Source organism: Prauserella sediminis, assembly GCF_014195435.1.
Taxonomy (GTDB): Bacteria; Actinomycetota; Actinomycetes; order Mycobacteriales; family Pseudonocardiaceae; genus Prauserella; species Prauserella salsuginis.
The window spans coordinates 3,036,469-3,052,202 of sequence record NZ_JACIBS010000001.1 but is presented as its reverse complement, the minus strand read 5'-3'; the positions used below and the strand labels follow the sequence as shown (position 1 = coordinate 3,052,202).

Here is a 15,734-nt window from a genome sequence, read left to right as displayed (position 1 = left end):
CATCTTCCCCTCGCAATCGCCGGTTCCGTCTCCGCCTTCACATGGCGGAGCCGCTGCCGGCAGCGGCTCCGAAGCCGTTCAGGCGAGGAGGCGTTTCGCCAGGTCGGCGGCGTCGACGCGGTCGGCACCGTCGACCACGTGCCACGGCGACAGCCAGTTCACCGCGGCCAGCTCGTCGTAGACGGCCGAGCAGCGGGACTGGAGGTCGTCGTCGGTTTCGAACGCGTCGCGGGCTCTCGCCGTGTCCGCCTCGGCCCGGTCTCGTGCACGGGAGGCTGCGACGTCGGGGGCCACCCGCAACAGCAGGTGCGCATCGGGCACAGGCAGGCCGAACCGGTCGATCTCCAACTCGCGGACCCAGCGCACGACGTCGCTGTCGACTCCTTCGCGCAGGCGTGCGGCCTGGTATGCGGCGTTGGAGGCGACGTACCGGTCGAGCAGTACGACGTCGTGGTCGGCGAGCAGAGCACGGATGTCGTCGGCGGCGCCGCGACGGTCGAGCGCGTACAGCAGGCCCATGCCGTAGACGGACTCGCCCAGGTCGCCGTGGTCGCCGTGCAGTGCTTCGCGGACGAGGTCGGCGTGCACGCTCACGCCGTACCGGGGGAAGGCCGTCGCGGCCACGCTCGCGCCCGCGTCGCGCAGCGCCGCCGTCAACGCGTCGGTCAGCGTGCGCTTCCCCGCGCCGTCCAGCCCTTCGATGACCACCAATCGACCCACGCCCCAAGACTAGGCAGCGGCGCGAAGCGCCTCAGTGGGGGGCGGCGGTCGGGCGACGGGTGGGCCAGCGGCGCGAAGCGCCTCGCTGAGGGGCGGCGGTCGGGCAACCCACCACACCACCCAGGTGGGCTAACCGGCGGACGCGCTGGAGAGTCGGCACGCTCACACTCGCGTTCGGCGTTTACCGTGGCAGTTCGGCCATGACAGCAAGCGTCAACCCAGCTAGGAGGCGTGCCACGTGCCTCTCCCCGGCCCCGACACCCGGGTCGTCGAACTTCGCGTGCCCGGGCTGGTCGGCACGACCGGCGAGTCGCTGCTCGATTCCGTCGACACCGTCGATGTCGACGGCGACGGCACGGGGCGGATCGTCCGCCCGTCCGACCGGCTGCGCAGGCCCGCGCCCGGTCCCGTGCTGCAGGCCCTGGGCCGGTCGATGCCGCGCACTCTCGAGGGCTACCTGTGGAACCGGATGACCTCCGGCGGCGCGGCGAAGGCGACGTGGGCGCTGCTGTTCCCGTTCTCACTGGCCAACGTGGCGCACTGGATGCTGCCGCCGGTCCCGGAGGATTCGCGGGCCTCGGCGGTGCTGAACCGGGTGTGCCGCGGGCTGCTCCGGGTGGCGGCGGTACTGCTGACGATGCTGCTCGTGGCGCAGCTCGGAGTGGTCACGCTGGATCTGTTCGCCGCACAGTGCCTCACGGCGGGCTCGGGCTGTCTCGACGCGGCGCCGTCGTGGCTCGGCGACGTGCCGGGGTTGCGCACCGCGGCCGGGCTGCTGCCGCTGCTGGCGGTCGCGGCCGTGCTCTTCGGGGTGTCCCGGACGAGCTGGCGGCCGAGTCAGCATGTCGAACCGCTGCGCGACCATCTGGGCGGTGGGCTGTCGGACGTCGCCGACACGGCCGCGCTGCGCTGCGTGCACGTCGTCGCAGCACTCGGCGTGACGGCGCTGCTGCTGCTCGGCGGCCCGTCGACGATGCCGCCCGGCACCGCCGGGGCCGTGCTGTGGATCCTCTCGCTCGTCCTGCTGGGCTCGGTGCTGCTGGTGAGCGTGACCCCGGCGCGGCGGCTGCTGCCCGCGCCGGTGCGGACGACGCTGTTCGTCGTGGCCATCGCGCTGACAGGGGCTGCCGCCGTGGTGGCCGCACCGCTGTCGGCGACGTTGCCCGGCACGAACGCCACGGTGGAAGTCGTCGGCGCCGCGCTGCTCGCCGCGTGCTCGGTGTTCGCGCTGGTGCTGGTCCCGACGGTGCTGCTGGCGCGCCGCGAGTGGGCACACCTGCCGCGCAGGCTCCGCCCGTGGGCCGGCGGCTGGGCGGCGGCGCCCACGCTCGCGCTGGCGGGCCTGCTCGGCGGCGGGTTCGGTGCGGGCCTCGCGGTGGCACTGCGGCAGCTGCTCGGCGCCAACGGACTACAGCTGCCCGAGGGGTACGACCTCATCACGATGCTGTGGGGCGGCGGACTCGTCATCGCGGGGTTGCTCGCGATCTGGGCCGTCGCCGGGTCGGCGCTGCGCCGCGCGCGCCGCGGCGTTCCCGACATCGTCACGCTGCTACAGGGTGAGGACGCTCCGGCGGCCGACGACGAGGACGCTTCGTCCGCGTGGGCGCGCGCGGGCTGGGAGCGCAAGTATCTGCACCGGCTGGTGTTGACCTTCGCGTGCGCGCTGGGTGCGGGCGCGGTCGCGCTCGTGACGCTGCGGATCGTCGTGGGCCCGGTGCCCGAATGGCTCGCGCCGTTGTCGGCGGTCGGTGTGCTGGCCCTGGGCGGGCTCGCGGCAGGCCTGCTCCGCGCGGTCTACACCGCGGCGACCGGGGATCAGCGCAGCAGGCACCTGGGTGCGTTCACCGACCTGGCGTGCTTCTGGCCGCGAGCCGCCCATCCGGTGGTTCCGCCGTCCTACGCGCTGAAGGTCGTGCCGGAACTGGCCGAGCGGGCGCGCACACACCTGGACGAGCCGAACGCGAGGGTGGTCCTCGCCGGGTATCACGTGGGCGGGCTGCTGACGGTGCTGGCGGCCGCACGCCTGGCCGACGAACTGCCGGACGAGGACCGGGAGCGCCTCGGGGTGCTGACCGCGGGCGCCCCGCTGCAGTGGGGGTATCAGCGGGCTTTCCCTGCGATGTTCCCTTCGGAGTCGCTCGCCCGCCTCAACGGAGAGTTGGGCGGCCGGTGGCGCGGACTGTGTCGCGGCACGGACGCGTTCGGCGGTGGAGCGACCACGTGGCGGCACCAGGTGGCGGGCGGCATGCTCCTCGGTGTCGGCTACTGCGGCGACGGCAGCATCGGTGCGGTCGAACCGGCCGTCCAGGGCCCGACGGGCGTACTCGTGCTTGGCGGCGACCACTGGCTGCCGGATCCGATGCGGGAGCCGGTGGCCGGCAGGCGCTGGGCCGCGGGGGTCCGCAACCACGCCGACTACATCGGCGATCCGGAATGGGACCGCGCCGTCGTCATGGCGGCGGGCCTCGAGGACGCCGACCTGTCCGCGGGCCTGGCCGAACAGGTGTCACTGTTCGGCGACATCCTCGGCAAACCGCGCTGCACCACGTAGGTGCCCCCACCGGGCCTGCGCGAGAATCGGCCGCATGCCGAGCATCACGCCCGTGCGCGGTGACATCACGCAGCAGGACGTCGACGCCGTCGTCGACGCAGCCAACAACGGCATGCGAGGTGGCGGCGGAGTCGACGGTGCCATCCACCGCGCGGGCGGGCGCGCCGTGCTCGACGACTGCATCCAGCGGTTTCCCGGCGGCCTCGCGACGGGCGACGCGGGCTGGACCACCGCCGGGCAACTGCCCGCACGGTGGGTGATCCACACCGTCGGGCCCGATCTCCGTGCCGGTGAGCACGACCCCGGCCTGCTCGAGGCGTGCTATCGCCGGTCGCTCGAGGTCGCCGACGAACTCGGCGCCCGCGCGGTCGCCTTCCCGCTGGTCAGCGCGGGCGCCTACGGCTGGCCCCTGCGGGAGGCCGCACTTACCGCGGCGTACACGGTCGCCATCACCCGCACGGACGTGACCGACGTCCGGCTCGTCGCCTTCGACGACGACGCCTGGGAGTCGATGCGGTTCGCGGTCATGTGCCTGACCCCGCTGCGGATTCTGCAGGCGGTTCGGGTGCTGCACCGACGCGGCGCGCAACACGCACGCATCAGGCCGGGTATGGCCCCTTCCGGTGTGTACTGGCGCGTGTCCGTGTGGCCGGAGGGCTCCCCCGCGGGGTTCAGCTACTCGACAGGCGACGAAACGAACGTCCACGGAACCGAGGTCACCGCGGCCACCTCACCCGCCGAGGTCGCGAACGTGCTCGAGGCCGCGGTACCCGCGCTGGCCAGCCGAGTGTCCGGTCCGGACTACGCGCGCTGGTACGACGGCATGCTCGCCGCGGTGGAACGTACCCGCGAACTCCCCGTCTCATTCGCCGAATACTTCGACAGCGGGCCCGGGTGGCAGATCGGCGACCAGCGGTACCCCCACCCGCCGGACGCCGCCTGACCCATGGACGCCGCCTGCCCCGCAGTCACGACGGCCCGCGAACGGTTCGGGCGGGTGGGAACGACGATCCTCGCTCCCACCCGCCCGAAGCCGCCTCAGTCGGAGTCCTCGCCGCCGACCGTGCTCCGCCCGCGGCGAACCGCCGTCACGGGTTCGCCGTCGGCTTGCGCGACAGCGTCATCGCATCGTCCACATTCGGCAGCGGACGCAGCCGGTAGGTGTACGCGTAGTCGGTGTCGGCGAACAGTTTGTACTCGTCGAGCGGCTGCTGACCCCACGAGTCGTTGCCGCCCACGCCCATCTGCCGGTGATTCAACCGCAGCACGACCTCGTCCCGCGGCTCCAGTTGGTAGTCGTGCCGTGCGTCCCCGGACAGGTCCTCCGGCGTGACGTGCGAGGCGTTGATCTCCAGCAGGGACTCCCCCGTCGCCAGCAGACCGGCCCCGTCGGAACCGACCAGCGCCAGCCAGCGGACGTCGGTCTTGTTGCCGTTCTCCTGCGGCCGGATGTACGGAGTCCACTGCTCGTCGACCGTCGAGTCGTACACGCCCACCTCCGAGGCCGATTTTCGGTCCCAGTGGTTCTCCTCGGGTCCGCGGCCGTAGAACCGTATGGTGTCGAGGCCCGCAGGGACCCGCAGGATCGTGCCGACCTCCGGGATGTACGGCAGCGCCGCCGACCCCGGGTGCAGCGTGTTGTCCACTTTGATCTCCGCATTGCCGAAGATCGTGTACACGGTCGTGTAGGTCGACTCCGTCGACGTCGGCAGCGTGCCCTCGACCGTGACGACCACCGCCTTGTCCCGCACCGGTTCGACCGACACGTCCGTCACGGTGCGCCGCGCACCCGCGTGCCGCCACGTCCCGTTGCGATCCGGCTGGTCGTTGCCGAGGTCGTTGTCCGTCGAACCCCGCCAGAAGTTCGGCACCGGACCGGATTCGACGAGCGTTCGCCCCTTCGCGACGTACGACGTGATCACGCCCGTGTCCCGCGCGATCGCGACCGTGAAGTCCTCGCCCGTCACCGTCACCGAGCCGCCGGAATCGTCCACAGCCAGCGCGGGCACCGAATCGAGGGGAACCGGCTCGACCTCGGGACTGCCGACGTCGATCGGGAACTGGTGCTTGGCGACCTCGAACCCGGCGTCGGCCCACCGGGTGCCCTCGCGCGTGGTGAACGACAGCCGCAGGAAGTACTCCGCCCCTGGAGCCGGGTTCGCCGGCTTCGTGAACGGCACCGTGATGGTCGCGCTCGACGACGGCGGCACCGAAAGCTGCTCGCGCGTCAGCTCACCGGTCTCGACGACCTCGCCGTCGGCGATCACCTCCCACGTGCCCGCATAGGCGCTGACGCCGGTGAACAGGTGCTCGTTGGTGATCGTAACCCGGCCCGAGCTCGGATCGTCGGCGGACAGCAGAATGTCCTGGTAGACGTGTTTGACCTCCGCGGCCTTGCCGCCCGCGGCCCGATCGGCGGTCACGACGCCGTTGGCGCAGAAGTTGCCGTCGTTGGGGTCGTCGCCCCAATCGCCGCCGTAGGCGAAGTACGTGCCCCGACCGTTCGGCACCGACCGGCGCAGCGACTGGTCGGCGAAGTCCCAGATGTAGCCGCCCTGTAGCACATCGTGCGCCCGCACGATGTCCCAGTACTCGCGGAAGTTGCCCGTCGAGTTCCCCATCGAGTGCGCATACTCGATCATCACGTACGGGCGAGTGTCCGATTCGGCCGCCCGATCCTCCACTCTGGACGGACTCTCGTACATTGCCGAGCGGACGTCACTGACCTCCGGACGGTCATCGCCCTCGTAGTGGATGACCCGCATGTCGTCGTAGGAGCGGATCCAGTCGTACATGGCGACGAAGTTGCTGCCCCCACCCGCCTCGTTGCCGAGCGACCAGATGATGACGCTGGCGTGGTTCTTGTCGCGGTGCACGACGTTCTTCGCCCTCGCCACGACCGCGTTCGTCCACTCCGGATGCGAACCCGGGTAGTCGTCACGGATGCCGTGCGTCTCGAGGTTCGTCTCGTCCATGACGTACAGGCCGTACTCGTCGGCGAGTTCGTAGAACAGCGGATCGTTCGGATAGTGCGAGGTCCGCACCGCGTTGACGTTCATCCGCTTCATGACGCGGATGTCGGCGACCATGTCCTCGCGGGTCAGCGCCGAACCACGGTCCGGGTGCAGCTCGTGCCGGTTGACGCCCTTGATCGTGATCGGCCGGCCGTTGATACGCATGAGTCCGTCGACCATGGCGAACTCGCGGAAACCCACCCGGGTCGACAGTGTCTCGAGCACATCACCGGCCGGTCCGCGCAGGACGAGCACCGCGGTGTAGAGGTTCGGATGCTCTGCCGACCACAACTTCGGCGCACGGACCCGCTTGCTGCCACGGGCGACGACCTCGTCCTCGCGTGCGGTGTCCTCCCGTGTGGCGTCCTTCCGTGTGGCGCCGAAGTCGGCCGACTGCCGCAGCGGCTCGCTCCACACGGGATTCCCGCCGTCGTCGTAGAGCTGCGTCTCGACCGTGAACGCGCCCTTCTCCGAGCCGGTGTAGTCCCGGACGTTCGCCGTGACGGCCAAGTCCGCGTTCGTGTAGCCGTCGCGCAGCGGCGTGTCGACCCGAAAGTCCCGCACGTGCACGGTCGGGGTCGAGAACAGGTAGACCGACCGGAAGATGCCCGACAGCCGGATCATGTCCTGGTCTTCCATCCAGTCGCCGTCGGAGAAGCGGTACACCTCGACCGCGACCTCGTTGTGGCCGGGCTTGACCAGCCGTGTCACGTCGAACTCGGACGAGGTGTACGAGTCCTCCCGGTACCCGACCAGCTCACCGTTGACCCACACGTAGAACGCCGACTTGACGCCCTCGAAGTGCAGGAATGTCCGGCGGCCGCGCCAGTTCGGCGGCATCGTGAAGCTCCGCCGGTACTGTCCGACCGGGTTGAACTTCGTCGGCGCGAACGGCGGCTCCGGGTTCTCGCCCTTGCCGTTGGCTCCCGACCACGGGTACGTGATGTTGGTGTAGATGGGGAAGTCATACCCGTGCAGCTGCCAGTTGGCCGGTACCGGGATCGTGTCCCAGCCACGGTCGCCTGCGCCCCGTCGGTAGAACTCCGGGTCGCGCGAGTCCGTGTTCTCGGCGTGCCGGAAGCGCCATTCACCGTCGAGGTCGAGCCGGAACGGCGACTGCGTGCGATCGGCCGCGAGCGCCTGGTCCAGACCGGCGTACGGCATGAGCGTCGTGTGCGGCGGCTCCGAGCCGACGTCGAACAGCTCGAGATTGTTGTTCCACTCCGGATAGTCGTTGCGGCCGCCCTCCTGCGCGGCCGCAACGGGTGCACACGGCAGCAGCGACGCGGCCGACATGCCCGGCACCGCCAGGCCGCCGAGCACTGCAGCGCCCGCACCCAGGATCCCGCGGCGGCTGACCCCGCGGGAAGCGCCGGACTCCGCCGGCTGATCGTCGTTGACTCGCTTGCTCGGCCCGGTCAGGGACATCGGTGAACCACTCCGTTCCTCGATCATCTTCACCTTGGAACCGAAACACCCAGAAGTCAACACAGTCACACAGTTACAGCAATTGAAAGTGTGCGATGTTGATTGATACGGATTGCGGACGGCGTTGGACACCGAACGACGTGCACCGGAGGCCGCGCGCGGCCGTCCACGCCGCGGCCGCGCTGCGGGCAGGGCGCAGCACCTCACCTGCGACGTTCGGTGCGGCACGCTGCGGCACCTCGTGCGCGACGATCAGCCGTCCGGCTGCTACGGCCCCACGGGGCGAACGCGCGGCAATGGCGGCCCCGGATGCCGCCGGGGCCGGCGTGTGCGAGTGCCCGCGGCGCCGTGACCGGCGATCGGCCGTGCTGGATACACGGGACCCGCCCGGGCACACCAGCCCGGTTGTGTCTCAGGCGCGGCCGTCTCAGGCGCGGCGGGTGCGGACGGCGAGGACGGCCGCTGCGGCAGCCGCCAGCAGACCGCCGCCGCCGATCAGCAGCAGTCCGCCGCCGAAACCCATTCCGCCGTCGTCGGAACCAGCGCCCGCCGCGGCAGCGCCGTCGTCGGAACCAGCGTCGGAATCCGCGTCCGCCCGCTGCACCGAGGGCGCAGGCGCGGCGGACGACGGGAGGTGCTTCTCCGACTCCTCCCCGGCCGGATCCTGCGGTTGCCGGTCGGCGGTCGGTTGCCCCGGCGGCTCCGCGGGCGCACCGTCCACGCTCGACTCGGGCTGCGCCGTGTGCTCGGTGCCGGGCCCGGCTTCGGACTCCGCGCCGTCGTCACCGGTGCCGCCACGGTCGGGGTCGGCGTGCACATCGGCGTCGGGCTCGGATTTCGGCGGCTGCCCGGGATTCTCAGGTGCGGGCGGCGTTTCGACGCAGTGTTTCCAGTGGTTGAACCACCCCTGCGTGCCGCCCGGACCACCGTCGCCGAGGTCCCAGTCCGCCGTCTCCCGATCGAACACCTGACCGCGACGGGAACGATCGGGGTCGACTGCCAGCTCGCCGCGGTGCATCCGTTCGTCTTCACACAGCGGCCGGTCGTTATCGCCGCCGCGGCGCTCGTGACCACCCTTACCGCCGCCGCGGTCGTCGTCGCCGTCGCCACGATCGCCCTTCCCGCCGGCGGGCTCACCGGGGCCCTCGCCGGGATCGACCGGGCCGAGATCGTCAAGACCCCGCACGATCACGCCGCCGTCACCGCGAGGATGCCCGGCATCCTGACCGGCACCAGCGACGCCCGCGGAACCGAACACGGCCGCACCGGTCACGACGGCCAGGGCGAACGAACGGGTCACGCGCATGAGGCACTCCGTACGGTCCGGCGGCAGGTCGATCCATCACGCCACCCGCAGTGACGGGCAGTGATGTGCCGGGGCGGAACTTTACCCGCGTACGAGTGGTGTCGGGACCATCTTTCGTACGTTGCACCTACACCGGGTGATGCAACTCAGTGCCTCAACCGGCCGAGTCGGTCGAAGCCTCCTTGGACTCCCGCGCCAGGACCGAACGCCGCCGCCCGTAAACGAAGTAGATCACCACGCCCAGCGCCATCCACAGCACGAACCGCAGCCACGTCAGCACCGTCAGGTTCAGCATCAACCACAGGCAGACGCCGATCGCCAGGATCGGAATCACCGGCACCCACGGCACCCGGAAGCCGCGCGGCAGCTCGGGCCGCTTCTTGCGCATCATCATCACGCCCGCCGACACCAGCATGAACGCGAACAACGTGCCGACGTTGACCATCTCTTCGAGCTGGCTCGCGTCGAAGAACGTCGCCGCGACACCGACCACGACGGTCACGAGCACGTTCACCCGCACCGGCGTGCCGCGTTGCCCGGTCTTGGCCAGTCCGCGTGGCAGCAACCCGTCGCGCGACATGGCGAACAGCACGCGCTGCTGACCGAGCAGCAACACCATGACCACGGTGATCAGGCCGACGACGGCACCGATCGACACGATGTGTGCGGCCCAGTCGACGCCGTGGTGGGTGAACGCCGTCGCGAGCGTCTTGCGGCCCTCGGGTTCGGCGGCGGTCGACAGCTCGTTGTACGGCACCATCCCGGCGATCACCAGCGAGGTCGCCACGTACAACACCGTGACGATCGCCAGCGAACCGAGGATGCCGCGCGGCACGTCCCGCTGCGGGTTGCGCGTCTCCTCCGCGGTCGTGGCGACGATGTCGAACCCGAGGAAGGCGAAGAACACCAGCGACGCACCGGCCAGCAGGCCGAATCCACCGTAGACACTGCCGGAACCACCTGCCAGCAGCGAGAACAGCGACTGCTCGATGCCGCCGCCCGCATCCTCGCCCTCGGCCGCGGGCGGGATGAACGGGGTGTAGTTGTCCGGCGTGATGTAGGCGATGCCCAGCGCGATCACGAACAGGATGATCAGGACCTTGATCGCGGTGACCACCATGCTGAACCGCGACGACAGCTTCGTCCCCAGCGTCAGCAGTACCGCCAACGTGACCACGAGCAGCAGCGAACCCCAGTCGGCGCTGATGCCGCCGATCTCGATCGTCGTGGCGACGTTCATGCCAAAGATCGAGGTCAGCAGTTCTTCGAGGTAGACCGACCAGCCCTTGGACACCGCAGCCGCCGCGACCGAGAACTCGAGTACGAGGTCCCAGCCTATGATCCACGCGAGGAATTCGCCGAACGTGGCGTACGAGAACGTGTAGGCACTGCCCGCCACCGGCACCGTCGAGGCGAACTCCGCGTAGCACAGGGCGGCGAGACCACATGCGATTCCGGCGAGCACGAATGCGACCGCCACCGAAGGGCCTGCCAGATCACCCGCGGTGCGGGCGGTGAGCGTGAAGATACCGGCGCCGACCATGACCGTGATGCCGAAGACCGTCAGGTCCCACGCGCTGAGGTTGCGGCGCAGCCGAGTCCCCGGCTCGTCGGTGTCCGCAATCGACCGCTCTACGGACTTGGTGCGCCAGATCCCGTTACCGGCCACGATGCCACTGCCTCCTGCCTCGCCTGGGCCGCAGGCTGATCGGCCACGCACTCGCCGCCCGAGCGTGTTCCGGCATGGAACGCTCCGGCAAGTCGCTGGCCTCACAGCAACCAACCCGGTGAGGATATCCCCACGGGTGGGCTCGCAGGGAACGGTCGCCTTCCGATGACGACACCGCCTCCCGGCCGCGCCGAGCCGCAGGGCCGGGAGGCGCCGATGAGGGGTCCGTCAGGAGGTCGTGCGCCGTTTGCGGGTGAGCGTCACCAGCGCACCGCCCCCGGCGAGCAGCAGGGCACCCAGGCCGAGCAGCCAGCCCGCGCCGAAGCCGGTCGAGGCCAGGTCGTCGGTGTCGCCGGCGGGCGCGACGGCGGGTTGCGAGGTCGTGGTCGCCGCGCCCGCGTTCGAGGTCGTGGACGACGGACCGGTCGAATCCGGTTCCGGCGATGTCGTGTCCGTACCGGTCGTGGTCGTCTCCGGCGGGGTGGTCGACTCGGAAGGCGTCGTCGACTCGGGCGGGGTGGTCGTGTCCGGCGGCGGCGTCGACCCGGGCGGTGTCGTCGTCTCCGTCGGGACGCCCGTGCCGCAGAGGAACCAGTGGCTGATCGCCGCGATCTTCCCGCCGTTGTTCAGCGGGGACCGCAGCTTCTCCCACGCAGGATCCTGCGGCAGCCCCCGCTCACCCGGTTCGTAAAGGTTGTAGGCGGGGCCGCCCTTCACGAGGATTCCGGTGACCTCCACGCCGGCCGGCACCTCGGTGATCGTCAGGAACGTCTCCGCCGGACCGCCGGTGAAACCGACGTCGGCCTTGTCGATCGGCTCGCCGTCGAATCCGGCCTGCTCACAGGCGCGTTTCATACCTTCGTCGACGTTGCCGTCGACGGCCACGGCTCGGGGATCCTTTTCCGGTTTGTCGTGCGCCGCGGCGAGCGGCATCGAACCGGCCAGCACGCCCAGCGCCATCGCCGAGGTGACGAGCGCGCGCAGGCGGAAACGCGGACCAACAGACATCAGGAGACTCCTGGGGGATCGGACGCGGGGGAACACGGGGGGACAAAACATCCACAACGGGCAGATGACCGCCCGGACCCTAGACCCGACCGGGTGATACTCCCTAGACGATCACGACCAAAGTGATCACTTCGGGCCGAATCGGTAATCTAATCGAGTCACAGCCTTCCCACGAAGGATCGACTTTCCCGCAGAGCAACAGCAGATATATCACTCACTGTGACATTCGGGCGATTGGTCGGCGCCTCGCCGCAACGGCGGACGGTTCCCGGCGTCGTCGAGCGCCGTGACGTACCGGAACCCGCCCGTCAGGAACCGGCCCTGGACAACCCGGGCCTCGACGAATCCTGCTCTGCACCGTGCCCTGCAGAGCACCGGCGTCTATGCGGGCGTGCGGTCCAGGTCCGGCTCGAGATAGATCAACCGCGCCGTGGGGACGGCGTCGCGGACGCGACGTTCGGCGTCGTCGATCGCCGCAGCCACCTCTGTCAGCGCCATCCCCCGCCGCATCGCGAGCTTGGCCGCGATCAGGAGTTCGTCCGGGCCGATGTACTGCGTACGGATGTGGATGACCCGCTCGACCTCACCCACCGTGAGCTCACCGACGATGGTGTCCAGCTCCTCCTCGCCGGAGCCCTCACCGATGAGCAGGCTCTTCATCTCGATGATCAACGTGATCGCGATGATGCCGAGCAGCACACCGATCATCAGCGTGCCGATGCCGTCCCACACCGGATCACCCGTGACGACCGACAGTCCGACCCCGATCAGCGCGAACACCAGGCCGAACAGGGCGCCCGCGTCCTCGAGCAGCACCACCGGCAACTCGGGCGTCTTCGACTGGCGGACGAACCCCCACCAGCTGCGGTCACCCTTGATCGCCTTCGACTCCTTGATCGCCATGGCAAAGCTGTAGGTCTCGAGTGCGATGGCGACGACGAGGATGACGACGGCGACGAGTGGCGAACTCAGCTCCTCGGGGTGCTGCACCTTGTGCACGCCCTCGTACAGCGCGAACGCGGCACCCAGGGTGAACAGCATCAGCGCGACGATGAACGAGTAGAAGTACCGGTCCCGTCCGTATCCGAAGGGATGTTCGCTGGTCGCCTTCCGCTTGGCGGTCCGCTGGCCGAGCAGCAGCAATCCCTGGTTCGACGTATCGGCCACCGAATGCACCGATTCGGCGAGCATCGACGACGAACCCGTGATCACGAAACCGACGAACTTCGCCACCGCGATACCGGCGTTCGCGACCAGCGCCGCCAGGATCGCCTTCGTTCCCCCAGTTGCCGCCACAGTTCAACCTCCGGCGTTCTCGACGTGACGGCGGAAGCCTAGAGTCCGCGGCCGGCAAGGCATCCGTCAGGGTGACCAAGCGAACACGGTGAGTAAAGGGGCGTTAATGCCCGCGCAATGAGGTTCCCGAAGTGGCGCGGAAGAGCTGCGCGACCTCCTCGCCCACGGCCCGCACCCGTACCGCCGGGTCCGAGGCGGGCCGCCACACGGACTCACCGCGCCGCAACTCGACCTTCGTCCCCTCGTCGTCGTAGAGCAGCACCTCGCCCGCGGTGCAGAGCAGGATCTCCGGCCCGGAACCGTCGAGCTCCACCTCGCGCCGGTCCACGGAGTCCCAGTCGACCCGCGACAGCTGGAACTCCGGCGTCCCGGTTCGGTACACCGCGGCCGAGCCGTCGGGCTCGCCGGTCAGCACCGGCATGTCACCGCACTGGAAATCGACCACCCGCAGCAGTTCGGGCACGTCGACGTGTTTGGGCGTCAGCCCGCAGCGCAGGATGTTGTCGGAGTTGGCGAGGATCTCGATGGCCGTGCCGTACAGGTAGAGGTGCAGATTCCCCGCGGGCAGGTACAGCGCCTCGCCCGAACGCAGCGTCACGCGGTTGAGCAGCAGCGCAGCCAGCACACCCGCATCACGCGGATGCGCCTCGCCGAGCTGCAGCACGGTGCGGCATTCGACGGCGAACTCGCCGCCTTCCCTGACGTGCCGCACGCAGGCGTCGAGCACCTCGGGAAGCAGCTCGTCGAGCGCCGACTGCGGCAACGTGATCCACGTCGTGAACAACGCGCGCAATCCGTCCGGATCCGGCTGCCCGGCCAGCAGTTCGACGTAGTGGGCCAGGCCGGGCGTCTCGATCTCGCGCAGCAGCCGCACGGTCCGATACGGATCGCGGAACCCCGCGAGCGCGTGGAACTCCGTGAGCGCGCACACCAGCTCCGGCTTCGCCGTCGGATCGGGATAGTTGCGGTTCGCCGCGTCCCGCGGGATGCCCGCAGCCTCCTCCCGTGCGTAGCCCTCCGCCGCCTGTTCCGCCGACGGGTGTGCCTGCATCGACAGCGGCTCCTCCGCCGCGAGGATCTTCAACAGGAAGGGCAACCTGCCGTCCCACCGGTCGGCGCACAGGGTGCCGAGCTGGCCGTGCGGATCGGCGTCGACGATCTCCAGCAGACTGACCTCGGAGCCGTCGGCCCGCCGTACGCGCGCCGGGTCGCCGGGATGAGCGCCGTACCACAGTTCCGCCTCCGGATGCGGAGACGGAACAGGGCGGCCCAGCAGCTCCGGAATCGTCGTGCGGGACCCCCACGCATATGCCCGCACCGCGCCCTGCAGCAGCTCCACGGTCAACTCCACTCCTCGCCGGCCTCGCCCGGCCGTGCCACCGTCACAGTGACAGCGGCGCGACGCGGCCGGCTCCCCCGATGGTTCCAGCCGCGAGCCCCAGGTACACCGCGGCGAACTCGAATCGCAACGCCAGCACGGCTGCGCACGCGACGTCGTCGGCCTCGGCCAGCTCTTCCGCCGGTGCGAGCACGTCCGCGGCGGGCAGGGTCTCACCCACCCGGAATCGCGCCTCATCGGTCGCGGGGCCGCTGCGCACCGACAACAGCAGTGCCCGGGGTGGCGCGGCACCGCTCCCCTCGTCGAGATCCGGGTCGGCGAAGATGTCCCGCTCGTTGCCCCCGCGCGCGGCCAGCGCGTGCAACGCGGGCCGCGCGAGCGCCTGGCGGTAATCGGACACGTCCGCGACGACCGCCGCGTGCGCCCCGAGCGCGTACGCGGCGTGTTGCCCGACGGCCACGCCCGCGTGGTCGAGCCCCCACAGCAGCGGCGTCCGGTCGGCGAGGCGCAGCGCCAACGACTTCGCCGGGTTCACGAACGACTCGTGCTCGAGATGCCCGCGGGCCGCCTCGTTGTCCAGCCGGTCCGCGAGGCCGTCGACGTCGGACACCAGCAGGCCGAGCGCACCCGCCGTGAGCAGGCCCGTGGTCAGCGCACGCGGGAACGCCAACTCGGGCGGTCCGACGACCCGAGGTGACAGCACCAGGCCTCGGCCCGCGACGGCGGACGCGACGGGGCCCTCCGGCGGAGCCGACAGCACCACGGTCGCGCCGTAGCGGGCGGCACGCTCGAGCGACGCCGCGAGATCGCGGTCGTACGGGTCGTCGGTGTGGGCCAGCACGACGTCGAGCGCCCCGATCCACGGCGGCACCGTGTCGGTCACCACCGTCGGCACCGGGCAGGCGGGCGCGAGCAGGGCCGTGAGCAGCTGCGCCGCGCCGTGGCCAGCACCCGGCCGCACGATGATCACCAGCGACCGGGGCCGCCCGATGTCCAGCCGTTCGGCCAGCTCCAGCTCCGTCGCGGCTTCGATCGTCGACCGCACCTGCGCGCCGGCCATCGCTGCCGCGCGCAACACACCACCGGTGTCGGCGTCGTCGAGCCGGCGCGGGTCGTCGAGCAGCGTGTCGTCAAGCACTGCCGGCCCCGGAATCGCCGCCGGCCGGCGAATCGCCCGCGCCGGCGGGGTCGGCGGCCGGATCGCCGCCGACGGCCTCGTCGAGCAACAGCACCGGAATGCCGTCCCGCACGGGGTACTGCCTGCCGCAGGACGTGCAGGTCAGCACGTCGGCGGCAGGGTCATCCGGCGTGCCGGCCGTCAGCGGGGCGTGGTCCGCCGACGGGCACGCGAGAATGTCGAGCAGTTGCGGATCGAGAGTGACGGCCATTTTTCCTATTTACCA

The 15,734-nt window shown here is 70.5% G+C and carries 11 protein-coding genes; 2 read left to right on the top strand and 9 right to left on the bottom strand.

Annotated elements, in window-relative coordinates; all coding sequences use genetic code 11:
* Positions 1 to 78: 78 nt before the first annotated feature.
* Positions 79 to 720: a dTMP kinase gene (locus FB384_RS13905; protein ID WP_183783304.1), complete on the bottom strand. Its 642-nt coding sequence runs from the start codon at positions 718 to 720 to the stop codon at positions 79 to 81.
* A gap of 238 nt (positions 721 to 958) precedes the next feature.
* Between FB384_RS13905 and FB384_RS13900 the strand changes: the two genes are divergently transcribed.
* The gene (locus FB384_RS13900) at positions 959 to 3,271 is read left to right on the top strand and encodes a hypothetical protein (protein ID WP_183783302.1); all 2,313 of its coding nucleotides are present in this window, start codon (positions 959 to 961) and stop codon (positions 3,269 to 3,271) included.
* 34 nt (positions 3,272 to 3,305) lie between these two features.
* The gene (locus FB384_RS13895; protein WP_183783300.1) at positions 3,306 to 4,214 is read left to right on the top strand and encodes a macro domain-containing protein; all 909 of its coding nucleotides are present in this window, start codon (positions 3,306 to 3,308) and stop codon (positions 4,212 to 4,214) included.
* A gap of 145 nt (positions 4,215 to 4,359) precedes the next feature.
* On the opposite strand, the gene FB384_RS13890 is transcribed toward FB384_RS13895, so the two are convergent.
* The 8 genes from FB384_RS13890 to FB384_RS13855 all read right to left on the bottom strand — a co-directional run bounded on the left by FB384_RS13890 (position 4,360) and on the right by FB384_RS13855 (position 15,719).
* Positions 4,360 to 7,713 (bottom strand): glycoside hydrolase family 2 TIM barrel-domain containing protein, encoded by a 3,354-nt coding sequence (locus FB384_RS13890; RefSeq protein ID WP_183783298.1) that lies wholly within the window; start codon positions 7,711 to 7,713, stop codon positions 4,360 to 4,362.
* Between the two features lie 427 nt (positions 7,714 to 8,140).
* Entirely contained in the window at positions 8,141 to 9,019 is an 879-nt protein-coding gene (locus tag FB384_RS13885; RefSeq protein WP_183783296.1) for a hypothetical protein, read from the bottom strand.
* 154 nt (positions 9,020 to 9,173) lie between these two features.
* Complete coding sequence (locus FB384_RS13880; RefSeq protein WP_183783294.1) at positions 9,174 to 10,688, bottom strand: amino acid permease; 1,515 nt, start codon at positions 10,686 to 10,688, stop codon at positions 9,174 to 9,176.
* A gap of 228 nt (positions 10,689 to 10,916) precedes the next feature.
* A complete protein-coding gene (locus tag FB384_RS13875) occupies positions 10,917 to 11,696 on the bottom strand; it encodes a hypothetical protein (RefSeq protein ID WP_183783292.1) in 780 nt (259 codons plus the stop codon).
* Between the two features lie 381 nt (positions 11,697 to 12,077).
* Entirely contained in the window at positions 12,078 to 12,992 is a 915-nt protein-coding gene (locus FB384_RS13870; RefSeq protein WP_183783290.1) for a cation diffusion facilitator family transporter, read from the bottom strand.
* A gap of 103 nt (positions 12,993 to 13,095) precedes the next feature.
* The gene (gene manA, locus FB384_RS13865) at positions 13,096 to 14,331 is read right to left on the bottom strand and encodes a mannose-6-phosphate isomerase, class I (RefSeq protein WP_183785516.1); all 1,236 of its coding nucleotides are present in this window, start codon (positions 14,329 to 14,331) and stop codon (positions 13,096 to 13,098) included.
* A 43-nt stretch (positions 14,332 to 14,374) separates the two neighbouring features.
* Positions 14,375 to 15,469: a hypothetical protein gene (locus FB384_RS13860; RefSeq protein WP_183783288.1), complete on the bottom strand. Its 1,095-nt coding sequence runs from the start codon at positions 15,467 to 15,469 to the stop codon at positions 14,375 to 14,377.
* Positions 15,462 to 15,719, bottom strand: coding sequence for a Trm112 family protein (locus tag FB384_RS13855; RefSeq protein ID WP_183783286.1), 258 nt, complete (start codon positions 15,717 to 15,719; stop codon positions 15,462 to 15,464). Before FB384_RS13855 ends, FB384_RS13860 begins: the two co-directional genes overlap by 8 nt.
* Positions 15,720 to 15,734 lie beyond the last annotated feature (15 nt).

Bases quoted from the DNA above. Each gene is read 5' to 3' on its own strand.
- FB384_RS13875 (WP_183783292.1), bottom strand. From the start codon at position 11,696: ATGTCTGTTGGTCCGCGTTTCCGCCTGCGCGCGCTCGTCACCTCGGCG.
- FB384_RS13895 (WP_183783300.1), top strand. From the start codon at position 3,306: ATGCCGAGCATCACGCCCGTGCGCGGTGACATCACGCAGCAGGACGTC.
- FB384_RS13855 (WP_183783286.1), bottom strand. From the start codon at position 15,719: ATGGCCGTCACTCTCGATCCGCAACTGCTCGACATTCTCGCGTGCCCG.
- FB384_RS13885 (WP_183783296.1), bottom strand. From the start codon at position 9,019: ATGCGCGTGACCCGTTCGTTCGCCCTGGCCGTCGTGACCGGTGCGGCC.
- FB384_RS13890 (WP_183783298.1), bottom strand. From the start codon at position 7,713: ATGTCCCTGACCGGGCCGAGCAAGCGAGTCAACGACGATCAGCCGGCG.